The organism is Candidatus Planktophila lacus (assembly GCF_002287925.1).
Taxonomy (GTDB): Bacteria; Actinomycetota; Actinomycetes; order Nanopelagicales; family Nanopelagicaceae; genus Planktophila; species Planktophila lacus.
This window is the reverse complement of sequence record NZ_CP016769.1, coordinates 1,218,077-1,233,633: the sequence shown is the minus strand read 5'-3', so window position 1 is coordinate 1,233,633 and position 15,557 is coordinate 1,218,077. Positions and strand designations below refer to the sequence as shown.

Below are 15,557 nucleotides of genomic sequence, written 5' to 3'. Positions count from 1 at the left end.
CCCATGGCAAATGGGGAGGCGCTTAAAGTGGATCGTATCTACGTAACCTATAAATTCACTGGCGAAGACCCAAAGTCGATCGCTGATGTAATTCGTGCTGAACAGACGATCGAATTTCCCTATGAATTAGCTCCAAGTTGGATTCAGGAAGAAGTGGTTGGAAAAGTTGAGGAGATTTCATCCTCAGATAAAACTAGCCACTTAATTACTATTTCTTATAACCCAGATGTAACTGGCGGAGAGTTAAACCAGTTTCTTAACGTGCTCTGGGGAAATGTTTCGCTATTCCCTAATGTAAAGATTGTTGGCTTAAAACTGCCTGATTCTTTCCTCGCGAAATTTAGTGGACCTCGTTTTGGAATCAGTGGATTGCGTAAATTACTTGGCGCAGAAACCCGCCCCCTTGTTTCAACTGCTCTAAAGCCAATGGGATCTTATGCGCAAACACTTGCAGAAATGGCCCGCACCTTAGCCTTAGCGGGATTTGATTTGATTAAAGATGATCACAGCCTTGCTAATCAACCTTGGGCGACATGGAAAGAGCGAGTCACTTTAATTTCTCGTGCAGTAAAAGAGGCAAATGCTGTCACCGGTGGAAAATCTGTTTACGCACCGAGCCTTAATCTTCCATTTGATCAGATAGTTGACGCTGCACACACGGCAAAAGATTTAGGTGCAGGTGCGCTGTTAATTCTTCCCGGAATAACTGGCTTTGATTCGTTGCGCAAGATCGCATCCGATGACTCGATCGCACTTCCTATTCAGGGACACCCTGCCATGTTGGGATCACTAATAACCTCTAAAGCAGAGGGAATTTCACACGGAATTGTCTTGGGCACTTTGATGAGACTTGCAGGGGCCGACATCACGATCTTTCCAAATATCGGTGGACGTTTTGCCTTTAGCAGCGATCATTGTCTAGATATAACAGAGCTTTCACGTGAAAAACTTGGCAAGTTAAACCCAATGTTTGTCGCTCCTGCAGGTGGAATGAATTTAGGGCGAATTCCAGAGATGATAAAGATGTATGGCAATGACAGCGCGCTACTGATTGGTGGAGCCCTTTCGCGCGGAAACCTTGCAGATAACGCGGCTCGCATGTGCGAATTGGTGCGCGCCTACTAAACTTAGCCACATCATGTGGAAAAAGTTAAAGAAGTTATTTGCCGACCGCCGGGTTTGGGTACGTCAAATACTCGTGGCCGGCCTTGCTGGAGCAGTCGCCTGGCAAGTTGGAGATCTACTCGTTGAAGATGGCGGCGTAGTTGCGGCAATTGTCTGCACCTTGTCGATCCGCATCTCACTTCATAAATCTGTTCGCGAAGGCTTTGGGCAGATAGTCGGAACTGCCATTGGTGCAACCGTTGCTTTAATCAACGTTTCTATCTTTGATTTTGGCTTTATCGCAGTCGGTTTAACAGTTATCTTCTGCGCAGTTGTTGCGCGCGCACTTCACTTAGGTGAGGTGGCATCGGTAAATGTCCCGGTTACTGCACTCATCGTTATCGGCCCAGGAATCAGTGGAACAACTGCAGCGCATCGCCTTGGTTCCACTCTTATCGGCGCAGCAATTGCAATTGTCTTCTCCTATTTCTCTCACGCCAAGACACCAGTTGATCGTGCGATCGATCAGATCACCGATGTATCTGCCAAAGCTGCTGAGTTGTTAGCGAAAATGTCTGAAGGCGTTGCCGCTGGTTACACCCAGAAAGAAGCGGGTAATTGGTTAGCTAAAGCAAGGTTGTTAATGGAAGCAGTTCCCGCGATACGTGCACAATCAGTTGAAGCGCGCGGACATGCCAGATGGTTCCCAACAGCAGAGAAAGATGTAGCCGAAGACGTTTACGTTCAAGGAATTGCGATCGAGCACACCCTCGTTCAGGTGCGCACAATTGCCAGAACTCTCTTTGACTCTGCCGTCAGCGGAGGTATCGCAGATTCCACCAAGAAGCAGATCGCAGTTGCGCTATCTGCGGCAAGTTATGCCATCTCATCCAAAATAGATGATGAAGAAGACTTTGAAACTACAACCACGGCAACTGATGATGCGCGCGAAGCCGGTGCCGCACTTGCCGAATCACTAATTGAAGATGCAAAAGATGCTGACCAAGAGCAGATCATTCGTGGACTTTCGATGGTTGCCAATATCGAACGAATCGCTGATTCACTAGATCAAAACTCTCCAGCACTTAAAGATGTGATCACTCCTGATGAGCCAGCCCATGCCAAAGTGATGGCGGTATCACCGATTGACCAGACCTTAAAAATTAATAAGCGCATAACTAAGCGTTTTAAGAAGATTTTCCGCAAGTATTTCTAACGCTAGAATTTAATATCGGCTACAAGGGAGAAGTAAATGTGTTCACGTGTTGTATGCAAGAAGTGCAGTAAATACACCTGGTCAGGTTGCGGCGAACATATTGAAGAAGCGCTTCAAGGAGTGCCTGCCGACCAACGCTGCACCTGCGATAACTAATGAAAGCTATCCTGATAACGAAATTTGGCGGACCAGAAGTACTCGAACTAGTTGAACTGGCTGATCCTCAGCCAAGTGAAAACGAAGAGTTAATCGATGTCTCTTGTATCGGAGTCAACTATGCCGATACCCACCAAACTGAGAATTCATATCTTTCCAAGCAAGAGCTACCGTTAATTCCTGGCCTCGAAGTTGTCGGCAAGACCCAATCTGGTCGCCGCGTTTTAGCAAGTGTTAGCACCGGGGGATATGCGCAGAAAGCTCTGGCACATAAAGCGATGTGCGTTGATATTCCAGAAAGTGTTTCTGATGCGCAAGCTGTTGCAATGCTTGTTCAGGGAACAACTGCTTGGCATATCTTGAAAACCATGGCGCATGTGCAACCAGGTGAAACGGTTGTGGTTCAAGCTGCAGCCGGTGGCGTTGGTTCTCTGGCAATTCAATTAGCCAAGATGTGGGGCGCAAAAGTTATTGCAGTTACATCAACAGCGGAAAAGAATGAACTTGCTAAATCATTGGGCGCAGATGAAGTTGTTGATGCAAATTCCAACGATTTGGCTGCTGCGATGATGGCGGCAAATGGTGGAAAGAAAGTAGATATTGTTTTAGAAATGGTTGGTGGAAAAACTTTCGATGCCAGCCTTGAAGTACTTGCACCTTTTGGTCGATTGATTACCTACGGAATGGCATCGCGAAATGCGCCAACTCCAATTCATCCGGGTGCGTTAATGGGTGGAACAAAAACTGTTGCAGGCTTCTGGTTGGCACATTGCTTTGGAAAGAAAGAGTTGCTCGGCGATGTTCTGATTGAGCTATTTGCTTTGATTTCATCTGGCGCGCTAAAACCTGTAATCGGTGCAACTTATGGATTATCTGAGGCAAAAGCGGCTCATCAAGCGATGCTGGCTCGGGCTACAACCGGCAAAGTCACGCTTGATCCTGCTCGCTAATTTTTAACTTTCCCCGCACCTGTCGTACACTCACACCTCTACCTATTGCCCCCCTAGCTCAGTCGGTAGAGCGTTTCCATGGTAAGGAAAAGGTCACCGGTTCGATTCCGGTGGGGGGCTCGAAAGTGCACAACCCTTGGCGGGGTAGCTCAGCTTGGTAGAGCAAGCGGCTCATAATCGCTGTGTCGTGGGTTCAAATCCCGCCTCCGCTACTAGTTCGACCAGCAGTTGGCAGTTAAATAAGCGTGAATTTCGCGCAACGAGATCGCTCAGGTAACCTAAGCGCCTCGTACTAAACGAGATACAAACCGATAGAAGGAGCAAGACCATGGCAAGCAAGAGCGCGGACGTTCGTCCAAAGATCACCATGGCATGCGTTGACTGCAAAGAGCGCAACTACATTACAAAGAAGAACCGTCGCAACGATCCAGACCGTATGGAACTCAAGAAGTTCTGTCCACGTTGCAAATCTTCAACTCTACACCGCGAAACTCGCTAATGCTCGCACCCGATTCTGTCGGGCGCACCTTCGCTGGTGCTGATTCAATCTCTATTTCGCAATCAGAAATCGATGCCTTCGCTGCCGTAATTGGCGAGACCGATACATCCATTGCACCCCCAACATTTACGATCCGCATCTCATTGGATCAATTTCAAAACATTCTCACCCAACCTGAAATCGGTTTGGATTGGTCGCGCTTAGTACATGGCGATCAAAAGTTTGAAATCTTCGCCCAAGTTAAGGCAGGGGATTCACTTAGTTGCTCAGCAACAATTGAAAGCTATCGCGTAGCTGCCGGAAACGAGATCGTTAGCGTGCGTTCTGACCTACATCGCGGCTCTGAATTAGTTGTCTCTTCATGGTCAACTTTGGTGGTGCGCGCATGACTACAAATATTGAAGTTGGCTTCGCAATTCCCGAAAGAGTTGTCCTAGTTGATCGTGAAATGCTCAAGGCTTATGCCGATGCATCTGGTGATCAAAACCCAATTCACCAGAGCGAAGAAGTCGCGGTCTCTGTGGGACTTCCAAATGTAATTGCCCACGGAATGTTGACTATGGCCCTCGTTGGTAAATATGTGACCGATTGGTCTGGCGGCACAGCCAGCGTTAAAGAATTCGGCGCTCGCTTCATTAAGCCAGTGATCGTGCCCGCAGGCGAAAAAGTGGATTTAACAATCAACGGAACAGTCACTGAAGTAACTGCTGATCAAATCAAAATCGATCTAGTTGCCACATCTGCCGGCGTCAAAGTGCTGGGCATGGCTAAAGCTGTTGTAATTAAGAAATGACTTCTAAAAGCAAAGAAGAGTTAGCGCAGGAAAGACTCGATGCGCGTGCAGCCAAGGATTTTATAAAGGCTGATCAAATTCGCGATCAAATAGCCGCACTCGGCTTTGAAGTAATCGATGTTGCTGGTGGCTTTGAATTCCGCGCCAAAGAACGCTTTCCAACTTTTGCATCTACTCGCGACCTACGCCCAATCAAGATAACTGGCGATATTGCAATTGCCATGATCGTTGATGGATTCACAGCAGATGCAGCCGAAACTGTACGCACCATAAAGGCTCATACAAATACGCCAGTTATCGCCTTAGTAATTGGTGATCCGGCAGAACTTGTCAATGAGATAAATACACAATTTCAATTGATTGCGATTACCGAAAACTTTGGCTGGGGCGAGAACGCCAACGCACTTCTTAAAAACATCTCATCCAAATACCTAGTCATCATGGATCCATCAACGAGATTTACCAGCGATGCTATGGCCCCAGTCCTAGCCGAGTTAAGCAAGGGCCAATACAGCGCAGTCGGATGGCGCGGAGGACTTGTTAATACTGAAGATGAATGGCGAAGTGTGGACGACAAAGGCGCCGGTGAAGTCGATGTCTTATTTAGTTACTTCTTAGCGATTAACTGTCTGGATGCCACAAATGCCGGCGGATTTAACAACCGCGCAATTTATTATCGCAACGCAGATATCGAATTTTCGTTGCGCTTGCGCCATGCCAATGGTCGACTTTTACAGATAGACCTACCCCTAGAACAAGCGCGCCATCACGGTTATTACGATACTGATGAAGAATTCCGTGAAGTTCAATCAAAGAAGAACTACGACCGTATCCTCGAGCGCTTTAGAGGCAAGAGCGCAATCTTGTCTCCACGCAGGTAAACTAACTCAATGGCCGAACTCCGTAATTACACCAGCTTGCGCGTAGGCGGCCCCGCAAAGAACTTTGTCGATGCCCACAATGAATCTGAAATTATCGCGGCGATCGAAGCTGCAGGAGATACCCCAGTCTTAATCATCGGCGGCGGTACCAATATCTTGGTTGCCGATAGCGGTTTTGACGGAACAGTAATTCGAATTACTAATCACGCGCTGAAGTCAGAGGTCGATGCATGTAGCGGTGCAACGCTGGCAATCGGAGCCGGTGAGAACTGGGATAAATTCGTTCAAATCGGTATTGAAAGAGGTTTCGCAGGACTGGAAACTCTTAGTGGAATTCCAGGAACAGTTGGCGCTGCTCCGATTCAAAATATCGGCGCCTATGGCCATGAAGTAAGTGAATTCATTACACAGGTACGCACTTACGATCGCCAAGCAAAGGCGATTAAGACTTTTACAAACCAAGAATGCGAATTTTCCTATCGCAATTCTTACTTTAAATCTCATCCGGGTCGCTACGTTGTAATCGAGGTGCAATTCCAACTTCGAATCGGTGTTGAAACAACACCAATTACTTATGCAGAACTCGCCACTAAATTAGAGATCGCAGTTGGCGAAAAAGCTCCGGTAGCCGCAACGCGTAAGGCAGTCCTTGAACTTCGTGCAGCAAAAGGCATGTTGTTAAACCCAAGCGATCGCGATTCTTGGTCAGCTGGTTCTTTCTTTACAAACCCAATCGTTTCCGCCGAAGTTGCGGCAACTTTGCCAGAAGGCGCTCCTCGTTGGCCGCAAGCAGATGGACGGATTAAAACTAGCGCTGCTTGGCTCATTGAAAACTCTGGAATTAAAAAAGGAGATGCTTTTGGGGGAGCGCGAGTATCAACTAAACACGTCCTTGCACTAACAAATGCAGCGAATGCAACCGCGCAAGATATTGCATCCCTTGCAAAGAGCGCTCAGCAGCATGTTCAGGATAAGTTCGGAATCACCTTAGAGCCTGAAGTAAATCTGATCGGGCTTAACCTTCAGTAATTAACTTCTTGATGCGGCCGATACCTTCGACGATATCTTCATCGCTAGTTGCATATGAGAAACGCAAGTAACCAGATGGACCAAAGGCTTCACCTGGAACAGCGGCAACTTCAACTTCTTCCAAGATAAGCGTTGCAAGTTCTGCAGAAGTTTTTGGAGTTTTACCGCGGATAGTTGTTCCGAGTACGCCCTTAACCGATGGATAAACATAGAAAGCACCTGTTGGTGTTGGGCAGACAAATCCTGGAATCTCATTGAGAAGTCCAACAATTAACTTGCGTCGACGGTTAAATGCCTCGCCCATCTTATGAACAGCAGATAAATCTCCGGTGAGAGCTGCAATCGCGGCGCGCTGTGAAACGTTAGAAACATTTGAAGTTAGATGTGACTGCAAGTTAGTTGCCGCCTTGATTACATCCTTTGGCCCGATCATCCAGCCCACACGCCAACCAGTCATCGCGTAAGTCTTAGCAACACCGTTGATGATGATACAAGTATCGGCAAGTGCTGGAACCAGAACCGGAAGAGATGGCGCTGTTGCACCGTCATATAAAAGGTGTTCGTAAATCTCATCTGCAATGATCCAGATGTTGTTTTTGACTGCCCATTCGCCGATCGCCTTTACCTGCTCGACAGAGTAAACCGAACCGGTTGGGTTAGATGGAGAACAGAACAGGAGAGCCTTGGTCTTTGGTGTGCGGGCTGCTTCTAATTGTTCAACAGTTACTAAATAATTCTGTGTTTCATCGGCAAAGATTTCGACAGTCTTTCCACCAGCAAGTTGCACGCACTCTGGATAGGTTGTCCAAAATGGTGATGGAAGAAGAACTTCATCGCCTGGATCGATAATCGATGCAAATGCTTGGTAGACCGCTTGCTTTCCACCATTAGTTACAAGTACTTGATCAGCGGTAATTTCATAATTTGAATCGCGCTTTGTCTTTGTGACAATTGCTTCGCGAAGTTCCGGAAGACCAGCAGCAGGTGTGTAGCGATGATTTGCAACAACGCGCGTTGCAGCAGCGGCTGCTTCAACGATGTAATCAGGCGTTGGAAAATCAGGTTCACCTGCTCCGAAACCAATAACTGGACGGCCTGCTGCCTTTAGCGCTTTGGCCTTTGCATCTACCGCCAAAGTGGCTGATTCTGCGATTGCGGCAATACGTGCGGAAACTCTGCTCATAGGCGAAGTCTGCCCTATGCGCGGGCAGAATTGAGCGCGAGTTTTACCTACCCCCCTTTGACCCTCTACACTTCGACGCTCACGAGGATTTGCAATTCCCTAGGGTTTTGTCATGCCCTCGCGAAGGGCAGTAGCTCAATTGGCTAGAGTTGCCGTCTCCAAAGCGGCCGGTTGGGGGTTCGAGTCCCTCCTGCCCTGCAAGAAGTTGTAAAAGATTAGTAATAAAGATGTAAAAGTTTTACGAAGTACTTAACCGATTGCTTTACCGATTGAAAGGAACGACGATGACAGAGTCAACAGAACAAGTTGCCGAGAAGCTCGGTCTATTTGCGCGCGTTGGCCTTTTCTATCGCCAAGTCGTTTCCGAACTTACCAAGGTAGTTTGGCCAACACGTAAGCAACTGAGCACATACACAGCCGTTGTTTTGGTATTCGTAACCTTCATCATCGCAGTCGTTTCTATCTTTGACTTGGTAATCACCAAGCTTGTCTTCTGGGTATTTGGGTAAGGAACACAATGACCGAGAACCAGACACCTGATGCTTTCGAAGCAGCGCTTGCGGCTAATGCCGACGAGATCGTTGCTGAGGTTGCTACACCAGAAATCGTTGAGGAAGTAGTTCTCACCGACGCACCTGTTGATGATCTTGCGCTCGCCAGCGATGAAGATGGCGATCTCGAATCAGATGAGAACGATCCAAATGCAGAATTCCGTCGCACCCTTCGCGCAGCGATCGGCGACTGGTACGTAATCCACTCTTACGCAGGTTATGAGAAGAAGGTTCGCGATAACCTCAACAACCGCAAAGTTTCACTTCACATGGAAGACTTCATCTTCCAGATCGAAGTTCCTGAAGAAGAAGTTATGGAAATCAAGAACGGCCAGCGCAAGCAGGTTAAGCGCAATATCTACCCAGGCTATGTTCTTGTCCGCATGGAGCTAACTGACGAGTCTTGGTCTGCAGTTCGCAATACACCAGGCGTTACAGGCTTCGTCGGAAACGCACATCACCCAAGTCCACTAAGCATGGATGATGTAGAAAAGATTCTTGCTCCACGCCCTGTTAAGAAATCTGACAAGGCCGATATCCGCGTCGTTGATTTCGAAGTTGGCGAATCAGTCACCGTTATGGATGGCCCATTTGCAACGCTTCCAGCATCAATCTCCGAGATCATGCCTGAGCAAGCAAAACTCAAGGTTCTTGTTTCAATCTTCGGACGCGAAACACCAGTAGAACTTTCATTCGCACAAGTACAGAAGATTTAACGAAGATCCAAAGAGACCAAGATTTAATTACCGGAAAACTAGAAAAGGAATAAAAAATGGCACCAAAGAAGAAGGCAACCGGATTCATCAAGTTGCAGATCCAAGCTGGCGCAGCAACACCTGCACCACCAGTAGGTCCTGCCCTTGGTCAGCATGGTGTCAACATCATGGAGTTCGTGAAGGCTTACAACGCTGCCACTGAATCTCAAAAGGGTCAGATCATTCCGGTAGAGATCACTGTCTACGAAGATCGCTCATTTACATTTATCACTAAGACTCCACCAGCATCACGTCTTATCTTGAAGGCTGCCGGAGTTGAAAAGGGATCACCAGTTCCACACAAGACCAAGGTTGCAAATATCACCATGGCTCAGGTTCAGGAGATCGCAAAGGTAAAGATGGCTGACCTCAATGCAAATGACATTGATGCAGCAAGCAAGATCATCGCCGGTACTGCTCGCTCAATGGGTATCACTGTCGGATAACTAAATTTCTACTTCTCACCGTGAGAAGTAGATGTGGGAGAACCTCGCTGGTTCGTTAACCACAACCACTAGCTAAGTCGAAAGACTTAGGAATGAGGAAGAAATGAAGCGCTCAAAGAAATATACAGCGGCAGCAGAGAAGGTTAAGAAAGACCACCTTTACACACCGCTTGAGGCAGTAACACTTGCCAAAGAGACAACAACTACCAAGTACGACTCAACTGTTGAAGTTGCACTCGTTCTTGGCGTAGATCCAAAGAAGGCCGATCAAGCTATTCGCGGAACAGTTAACTTGCCACACGGCACAGGAAAGACTGCTCGCGTTCTTGTATTCGCAAACGGAGAGCGCGCTGACGAAGCTCGCGCAGCCGGTGCAGATATCGTCGGTGGCGATGAACTCATTGAAGAAGTTTCAAAGGGTCGCTTGGACTTCGATGCAGTTGTTGCAACACCAGATTTGATGGGTAAGGTCGGTCGTCTCGGTAAAGTTCTTGGAACACGTGGACTTATGCCTAACCCAAAGACGGGAACAGTTACAACCGATGTAACAAAGGCAGTTAACGACATCAAGGGCGGAAAGATTGAATTCCGTATCGATAAGAACTCAAACCTTCACTTCATCATCGGTAAGTCATCATTTACTGCAGCACAGCTTGCAGATAACTATGCAGCAGCTCTCGATGAAGTTCACCGCGCTAAGCCAAACTCATCAAAGGGTCGCTACATTGCGAAGGCAGTTGTTTCAACAACTATGGGACCTGGAATCCAAGTAGATCCAAACCTAGTTCGCGAACCATCAGCTAACTAATCTCTTTAGGAAAAATCCGGCCCCGGCGGGCTTGGGACTTGCTCGTTAAAGTCCCTTCGCTCCACCGGTAGCCGGATTTTTTACGCTCGGATTTGACCCCGCTTTACGCAAACCCTTAAAGTTCTGCCATAACCAAAGACCGCAGGTCTGGTTCTTAAGAACCAGATAATTGAGGAATCTCAGCCCGCGTAGGTGTTCACATTAATCCGTGCGCATTTACGCGTCACGGATTTTTTCTTTTATTGACCAAAGTCGTAATGTAAAAGGAAAGGTGAACCGAATGGCTCGCCCAGTAAAAGAAGCAGCAGTTGCTGAACTGACTGAAGATTTCAAGTCAGCTAATGCAACCTACCTAACCGAATACCGCGGTCTAACCGTGACTTCGATGAAGGAATTGCGTCGCAGCCTTGGTTCAGATACCAAGTACAGCGTCGTTAAGAACACCCTTACAAAGATTGCAGCTAAGAACGCCGGCGTAGACATCTCTGATGATCTACTCGTTGGTCCTTCAGCACTTGCTTTCATCAAGGGAGATCCAATTGATGCAGCTCGTAATCTAAAGAACTTCCAGAAGGAGAACCCACTACTTGTTGTTAAGGGTGGAATCTACGAAGGCAAGTTCGTTACAACTGCAGAAATCATGCAGCTTGCTGATCTTGAGTCCCGTGAGGTTCTCTTGGCAAAGCTTGCTGGTGCAATGAAGGGATCGCTTGCTAAGGCAGCGCGTATCTTCGATGCACTTCGTATCAAACTTGAGGCAGGTGCTCCGGCATCTGCGCCAGTAGCGGAAGCAGCTCCAGCAGTTGCAGAGGCTCCAGCGGTTGAAGAAGCAGCACCAGCTGCTGAAGCAGTTGCAGAAGTAACAGAAGAAGTTGTCGCTGAAGTTGCTCCTGAAGCAGCAGATGCAGCAGAAACTCCAGCGGAATAAAGAAAAGGAAAATATAAAATGGCAAAGCTCTCATCAACAGATCTAATGGCTCAGTTCAAGGAAATGACACTTGTCGAACTTTCAGAGTTCGTTAAGGCATTCGAAACTGAATTCGATGTAACAGCAGCAGCACCAGTTGCAGCAGCAGCAGCAGGCGGCGCAGCAGCAGGTGGCGCAGCAGATGCTGGTCAAGATGAATTCACAGTTATCCTCGAAGATGCAGGCTCACAGAAGATTGCAGTGATCAAGGAAGTTCGTAACCTCAATTCAAGCCTTGGCTTGAAGGAGGCAAAGGACCTAGTTGATGCAACTCCAGCAACACTTCTTGAGAAGGCAAACAAGGAGACAGCAGAGAAGGCAAAGGCAGCTCTCGAAGCAGCTGGCGCAAAGGTCACACTCAAATAATCAGTTGGGGGAAACCCCCTTGGTCGGGCTTGGGACTTGCTCGTTAAAGTCCCTTCGCTCCAACCAAGGGGGTTTTCTCTTTCTCTGAATATTTTTCGCTCAATTTAGGAAATCCCTCGAATGGGGAAAAGGGGACTTTAACGAGCAAGTCCCCGGCCCAGTCGAGGGATTTTCTTTCCACAATCGCCTGACAAAGGGGAGGGTTTGGGGGTATAAGAGGCCGGTTGGACAGGCTGAGGGGGTGAGCGTTACTCTTGCCCTTCGCATAAATCTTCTATGGTCAGGGCATATAGCGGCTGAGACCTAATAGTTGTGCGTTCTCGCACTTTGTGAATCGACATTGTTAAAAAAATAATGTTGTAAGTGAACATTGTCTGGAAGGACATCTCTTGGCCGCGAAAAAGAATTCTGTAGCTCCGCAACGTATTTCATTCGCCAAGATCCGCGAACCCCTAGAAGTTCCAAACCTATTAGCGCTCCAAGTTGAGAGCGTTGACTGGCTATTGGGCAACGACTTGTGGCGTTCACGTCTTGCGCAATCAACAAATACAAATCGTGGAGAACTTCCATCAAAATCAGGTTTAGAAGAAATCTTCGAAGAAATTTCACCGATCGAAGATTTCCAGGGCACTATGTCGCTCTCATTCCGCGATCACCGCTTCGAGCCACCTAAGTATTCAATCGAAGATTGCAAAGAACGCGATATGACTTACTCGCAGCCACTATTCGTGACTGCTGAATTCACCAACAATGAAACCGGTGAAATTAAGTCACAGACTGTCTTCATGGGTGACTTCCCTGTAATGACAAAGCGCGGAACATTTGTAATTAACGGAACCGAGCGCGTTGTTGTTTCACAGCTCGTACGTTCACCAGGTGTTTACTTCGAACGCACAATCGAAAAGACATCAGATAAAGATGTATTCACTTCAAAGATCATCCCAAGCCGCGGCGCTTGGCTTGAATTCGAAGTTGATAAGAAAGATCTCGTCGGTGTTCGCATCGACCGCAAGCGTAAGCAATCTGTAACTGTCTTCTTGAAAGCGCTCGGTTGGACTGAAGAACAAATTCTTGAAGAGTTTGGTGACTTCGAATCAATGCGTGCAACTCTTGAAAAAGATACAGTCAAGACACAAGATGAAGCGCTGCTAGATATCTACCGCAAGCTTCGTCCGGGCGAGCCACCAACTAAGGAAGCTGCTCAAAACCTTATCGAGAACCTCTATTTCAATGTAAAGCGCTATGACCTGGCCAAGGTCGGTCGCTTTAAGGTAAATAAGAAGCTCGGTCTTGATCAAGAACTTTCACAGAGCATTCTTACAATCTCTGACATCGTTGCAACGCTTCGCTACCTCGTAGCGCTACACCGCGGCGATCTAACAATGGATTACGGCCGCGAAGTTCGCGTAGAAAAGGACGATATCGATCACTTCGGTAACCGTCGTCTTCGCACAGTTGGTGAGCTAATTCAGAACCAAGTTCGCATCGGTCTATCTCGTATGGAACGTGTAGTTCGCGAACGTATGACAACTCAAGATGTAGAAGCAATTACTCCACAGACTCTGATCAACATCCGTCCGGTTGTTGCATCGATCAAGGAGTTCTTCGGAACATCTCAATTGTCACAGTTCATGGATCAGACAAACCCACTTTCAGGTCTTACACACAAGCGTCGTCTTTCAGCGCTCGGACCTGGTGGTTTATCTCGTGACCGCGCAGGCTTCGAAGTTCGCGACGTTCACCCATCTCACTACGGACGTATGTGCCCAATCGAAACTCCTGAAGGACCAAACATTGGTCTTATCGGTTCGCTTGCAACTTACGGTCGCGTAACAGCTTTCGGATTTATCGAAACTCCTTACCGCAAGGTCGTAAAGGGTCGCGTTACAGATCAGGTTGATTACCTAACTGCAGATGAAGAAGATGAACACATCATCGCGCAGGCAAACGCACCACTTACAGATGACAACCACTTTGCTGAAGCGCGCGTACTCGTACGTCGTCGTGGTGGCGAAGTTGAATACATCATCGGTGATGAAGTTGATTACATGGACGTTTCACCACGTCAGATGGTTTCTGTTGCAACAGCAATGATTCCGTTCCTTGAGCACGACGATGCTAACCGCGCGTTGATGGGCTCAAACATGATGCGTCAGTCAGTTCCTTTGATGCGCGCAGAAGCGCCACTTATCGGTACTGGCATGGAATTCCGCGCTGCAGTAGATGCCGGTGATGTTGTTACAGCAACTCATTCAGGTGTTGTTACTGAAGTATCTGCCGATGAAGTAAAGGTCATGGGCGATGACGGTACTTACCAGACATACTCACTATCTAAGTTCTCACGCTCTAACCAAGGAACTTCATACAACCAGAAGGTTGTTGTCTCTGAAGGTCAGAAGCTTGAAGTTGGCTCAGTAATTGCAGATGGTCCATGTACCGAAAACGGTGAAATGGCTCTCGGTAAGAACTTGCTCGTGGCATTTATGTCATGGGAAGGCCACAACTACGAAGATGCGATCATCCTTTCGCAGCGTCTCGTTCAAGATGATGTTCTTACATCAATCCACATTGAGGAATACGAAGTCGATGCTCGCGACACCAAGCTAGGTGCCGAAGAAATCACTCGCGATATCCCTAACGTTTCTGAAGAAGTACTTGCAGACCTCGACGAGCGCGGAATCATTCGCGTCGGCGCAGATGTCGTCCCTGGCGATATTTTGGTTGGAAAAGTAACTCCAAAGGGCGAAACTGAATTAACACCTGAAGAGCGTTTGCTTCGTGCAATCTTCGGAGAAAAGGCTCGCGAAGTTCGCGATACATCTCTTAAGGTTCCACACGGAGAATCAGGAAAAGTTATCGGCGTAAAGATCTTCGAATCAGAAGAAGGCTTCGAGCTTGCAGCTGGCGTTAACCAATTGGTTCGCGTCTACGTTGCACAGAAGCGCAAGATTCAAGATGGTGACAAGCTTGCTGGTCGCCACGGTAACAAGGGTGTTATCTCCAAGATTCTTCCAGTTGAAGATATGCCATTCCTTGAAGATGGAACTCCTGTAGATGTAGTTCTTAACCCGCTCGGTGTTCCAGGTCGTATGAACGTCGGTCAGGTTCTTGAAATGCACCTCGGCTGGGTTGCAAAAACTGGTTGGGATCTCTCTGGCGTCGATGAAGCGTGGCAGAAGCACATGCGCGCAATCGGTGCAGAAAAGGGAACTCCTGGAACTAAGTTCGCAACACCTGTCTTCGACGGTGCACTTGAAGATGAAATCTCAGGTTTGCTATCAAGCACTCTTTCAAACCGCGATGGTGTTCAACTAATCGGCAAGAGCGGAAAGGCTAAGTTATTTGATGGCCGTTCCGGTGAGCCATACCCAACACCAATTTCAGTTGGATACATGTACATCTTGAAACTCCACCACTTGGTTGATGACAAGATCCACGCACGTTCAACTGGTCCATACTCAATGATCACGCAGCAACCACTCGGTGGTAAGGCTCAATTCGGTGGTCAGCGATTTGGTGAAATGGAAGTTTGGGCACTTGAAGCCTACGGAGCTGCTTACACACTCCAAGAACTCCTCACAATTAAATCTGACGACGTTCTCGGACGCGTAAAGGTTTACGAAGCGATCGTTAAGGGCGAGAACATCCCTGAGCCAGGTATCCCTGAGTCATTCAAGGTACTTATCAAGGAAATGCAATCACTCTGCTTGAATGTCGAAGTTCTCTCTTCAGAAGGTGTCGCAATTGAAATGCGCGATAACGACGAAGAAATTTTCCGTGCCGCCGAAGAGTTAGGTATCAACTTGTCACGAGTTGAGCCAAGCTCTGTAGAAGAAGTTTGAGAGAGGGATAA

Annotated in this window: 16 protein-coding genes and 3 tRNA genes; 18 read left to right on the top strand and 1 reads right to left on the bottom strand. The window is 47.7% G+C overall.

The window, feature by feature from the left end; translation table 11 throughout:
• Positions 1-27 precede the first annotated feature (27 nt).
• From A1s21148_RS06240 to A1s21148_RS06195, 10 genes are all read left to right on the top strand, one after another.
• On the top strand, positions 28-1,125 hold the full coding sequence (locus A1s21148_RS06240) for a RuBisCO large subunit C-terminal-like domain-containing protein (protein ID WP_190276877.1): 1,098 nt from the start codon (positions 28-30) through the stop codon (positions 1,123-1,125).
• Between the two features lie 13 nt (positions 1,126-1,138).
• A complete protein-coding gene (locus tag A1s21148_RS06235; protein ID WP_095671556.1) occupies positions 1,139-2,320 on the top strand; it encodes an FUSC family protein in 1,182 nt (393 codons plus the stop codon).
• 155 nt (positions 2,321-2,475) lie between these two features.
• The gene (locus A1s21148_RS06230; RefSeq protein WP_095671555.1) at positions 2,476-3,426 is read left to right on the top strand and encodes a quinone oxidoreductase family protein; all 951 of its coding nucleotides are present in this window, start codon (positions 2,476-2,478) and stop codon (positions 3,424-3,426) included.
• Positions 3,427-3,473: 47 nt separating this feature from the next.
• Positions 3,474-3,546 (top strand) — tRNA-Thr (locus A1s21148_RS06225).
• 18 nt (positions 3,547-3,564) lie between these two features.
• Positions 3,565-3,638: transfer RNA gene (locus A1s21148_RS06220), tRNA-Met, on the top strand.
• 116 nt (positions 3,639-3,754) lie between these two features.
• Positions 3,755-3,925 carry a 50S ribosomal protein L33 gene (gene rpmG, locus A1s21148_RS06215; RefSeq protein ID WP_017955317.1) on the top strand — a complete coding sequence of 57 codons (171 nt, stop codon included), beginning with the start codon at positions 3,755-3,757 and terminating at the stop codon, positions 3,923-3,925.
• Complete coding sequence (locus A1s21148_RS06210) at positions 3,925-4,314, top strand: FAS1-like dehydratase domain-containing protein (protein WP_095671554.1); 390 nt, start codon at positions 3,925-3,927, stop codon at positions 4,312-4,314. Before rpmG ends, A1s21148_RS06210 begins: the two co-directional genes overlap by 1 nt.
• Entirely contained in the window at positions 4,311-4,718 is a 408-nt protein-coding gene (locus A1s21148_RS06205) for a MaoC/PaaZ C-terminal domain-containing protein (protein ID WP_190276876.1), read from the top strand. Before A1s21148_RS06210 ends, A1s21148_RS06205 begins: the two co-directional genes overlap by 4 nt.
• A complete protein-coding gene (locus A1s21148_RS06200) occupies positions 4,715-5,599 on the top strand; it encodes a glycosyltransferase family protein (RefSeq protein ID WP_223299380.1) in 885 nt (294 codons plus the stop codon). The genes A1s21148_RS06205 and A1s21148_RS06200 overlap by 4 nt, the downstream gene beginning before the upstream one ends.
• Before the next feature lie 9 nt (positions 5,600-5,608).
• A complete protein-coding gene (locus A1s21148_RS06195; RefSeq protein ID WP_095671552.1) occupies positions 5,609-6,628 on the top strand; it encodes a UDP-N-acetylmuramate dehydrogenase in 1,020 nt (339 codons plus the stop codon).
• Here A1s21148_RS06195 and A1s21148_RS06190 read toward each other — a convergent pair.
• Positions 6,615-7,811, bottom strand: coding sequence for a pyridoxal phosphate-dependent aminotransferase (locus tag A1s21148_RS06190; protein WP_095671551.1), 1,197 nt, complete (start codon positions 7,809-7,811; stop codon positions 6,615-6,617). The genes A1s21148_RS06195 and A1s21148_RS06190 overlap by 14 nt on opposite strands.
• Positions 7,812-7,935: 124 nt before the next feature.
• On the opposite strand from A1s21148_RS06190, the gene A1s21148_RS06185 reads away from it, so the two are divergent.
• The 8 genes from A1s21148_RS06185 to rpoB all read left to right on the top strand — a co-directional run bounded on the left by A1s21148_RS06185 (position 7,936) and on the right by rpoB (position 15,546).
• Positions 7,936-8,009: transfer RNA gene (locus A1s21148_RS06185), tRNA-Trp, on the top strand.
• An 86-nt stretch (positions 8,010-8,095) separates the two neighbouring features.
• The gene (gene secE / locus A1s21148_RS06180) at positions 8,096-8,320 is read left to right on the top strand and encodes a preprotein translocase subunit SecE (RefSeq protein ID WP_095671550.1); all 225 of its coding nucleotides are present in this window, start codon (positions 8,096-8,098) and stop codon (positions 8,318-8,320) included.
• 8 nt (positions 8,321-8,328) lie between these two features.
• Complete coding sequence (nusG, locus tag A1s21148_RS06175) at positions 8,329-9,078, top strand: transcription termination/antitermination protein NusG (protein ID WP_095671549.1); 750 nt, start codon at positions 8,329-8,331, stop codon at positions 9,076-9,078.
• Between the two features lie 56 nt (positions 9,079-9,134).
• Positions 9,135-9,563, top strand: coding sequence for a 50S ribosomal protein L11 (gene rplK / locus A1s21148_RS06170; RefSeq protein WP_095671548.1), 429 nt, complete (start codon positions 9,135-9,137; stop codon positions 9,561-9,563).
• A gap of 103 nt (positions 9,564-9,666) precedes the next feature.
• Positions 9,667-10,371: a 50S ribosomal protein L1 gene (gene rplA / locus A1s21148_RS06165; protein ID WP_095671547.1), complete on the top strand. Its 705-nt coding sequence runs from the start codon at positions 9,667-9,669 to the stop codon at positions 10,369-10,371.
• Between the two features lie 280 nt (positions 10,372-10,651).
• The gene (rplJ, locus tag A1s21148_RS06160; protein WP_095671546.1) at positions 10,652-11,299 is read left to right on the top strand and encodes a 50S ribosomal protein L10; all 648 of its coding nucleotides are present in this window, start codon (positions 10,652-10,654) and stop codon (positions 11,297-11,299) included.
• Between the two features lie 18 nt (positions 11,300-11,317).
• A complete protein-coding gene (gene rplL / locus A1s21148_RS06155) occupies positions 11,318-11,704 on the top strand; it encodes a 50S ribosomal protein L7/L12 (RefSeq protein ID WP_095671545.1) in 387 nt (128 codons plus the stop codon).
• Positions 11,705-12,093: 389 nt separating this feature from the next.
• Positions 12,094-15,546 (top strand): DNA-directed RNA polymerase subunit beta, encoded by a 3,453-nt coding sequence (rpoB, locus tag A1s21148_RS06150; RefSeq protein WP_223299379.1) that lies wholly within the window; start codon positions 12,094-12,096, stop codon positions 15,544-15,546.
• Positions 15,547-15,557 lie beyond the last annotated feature (11 nt).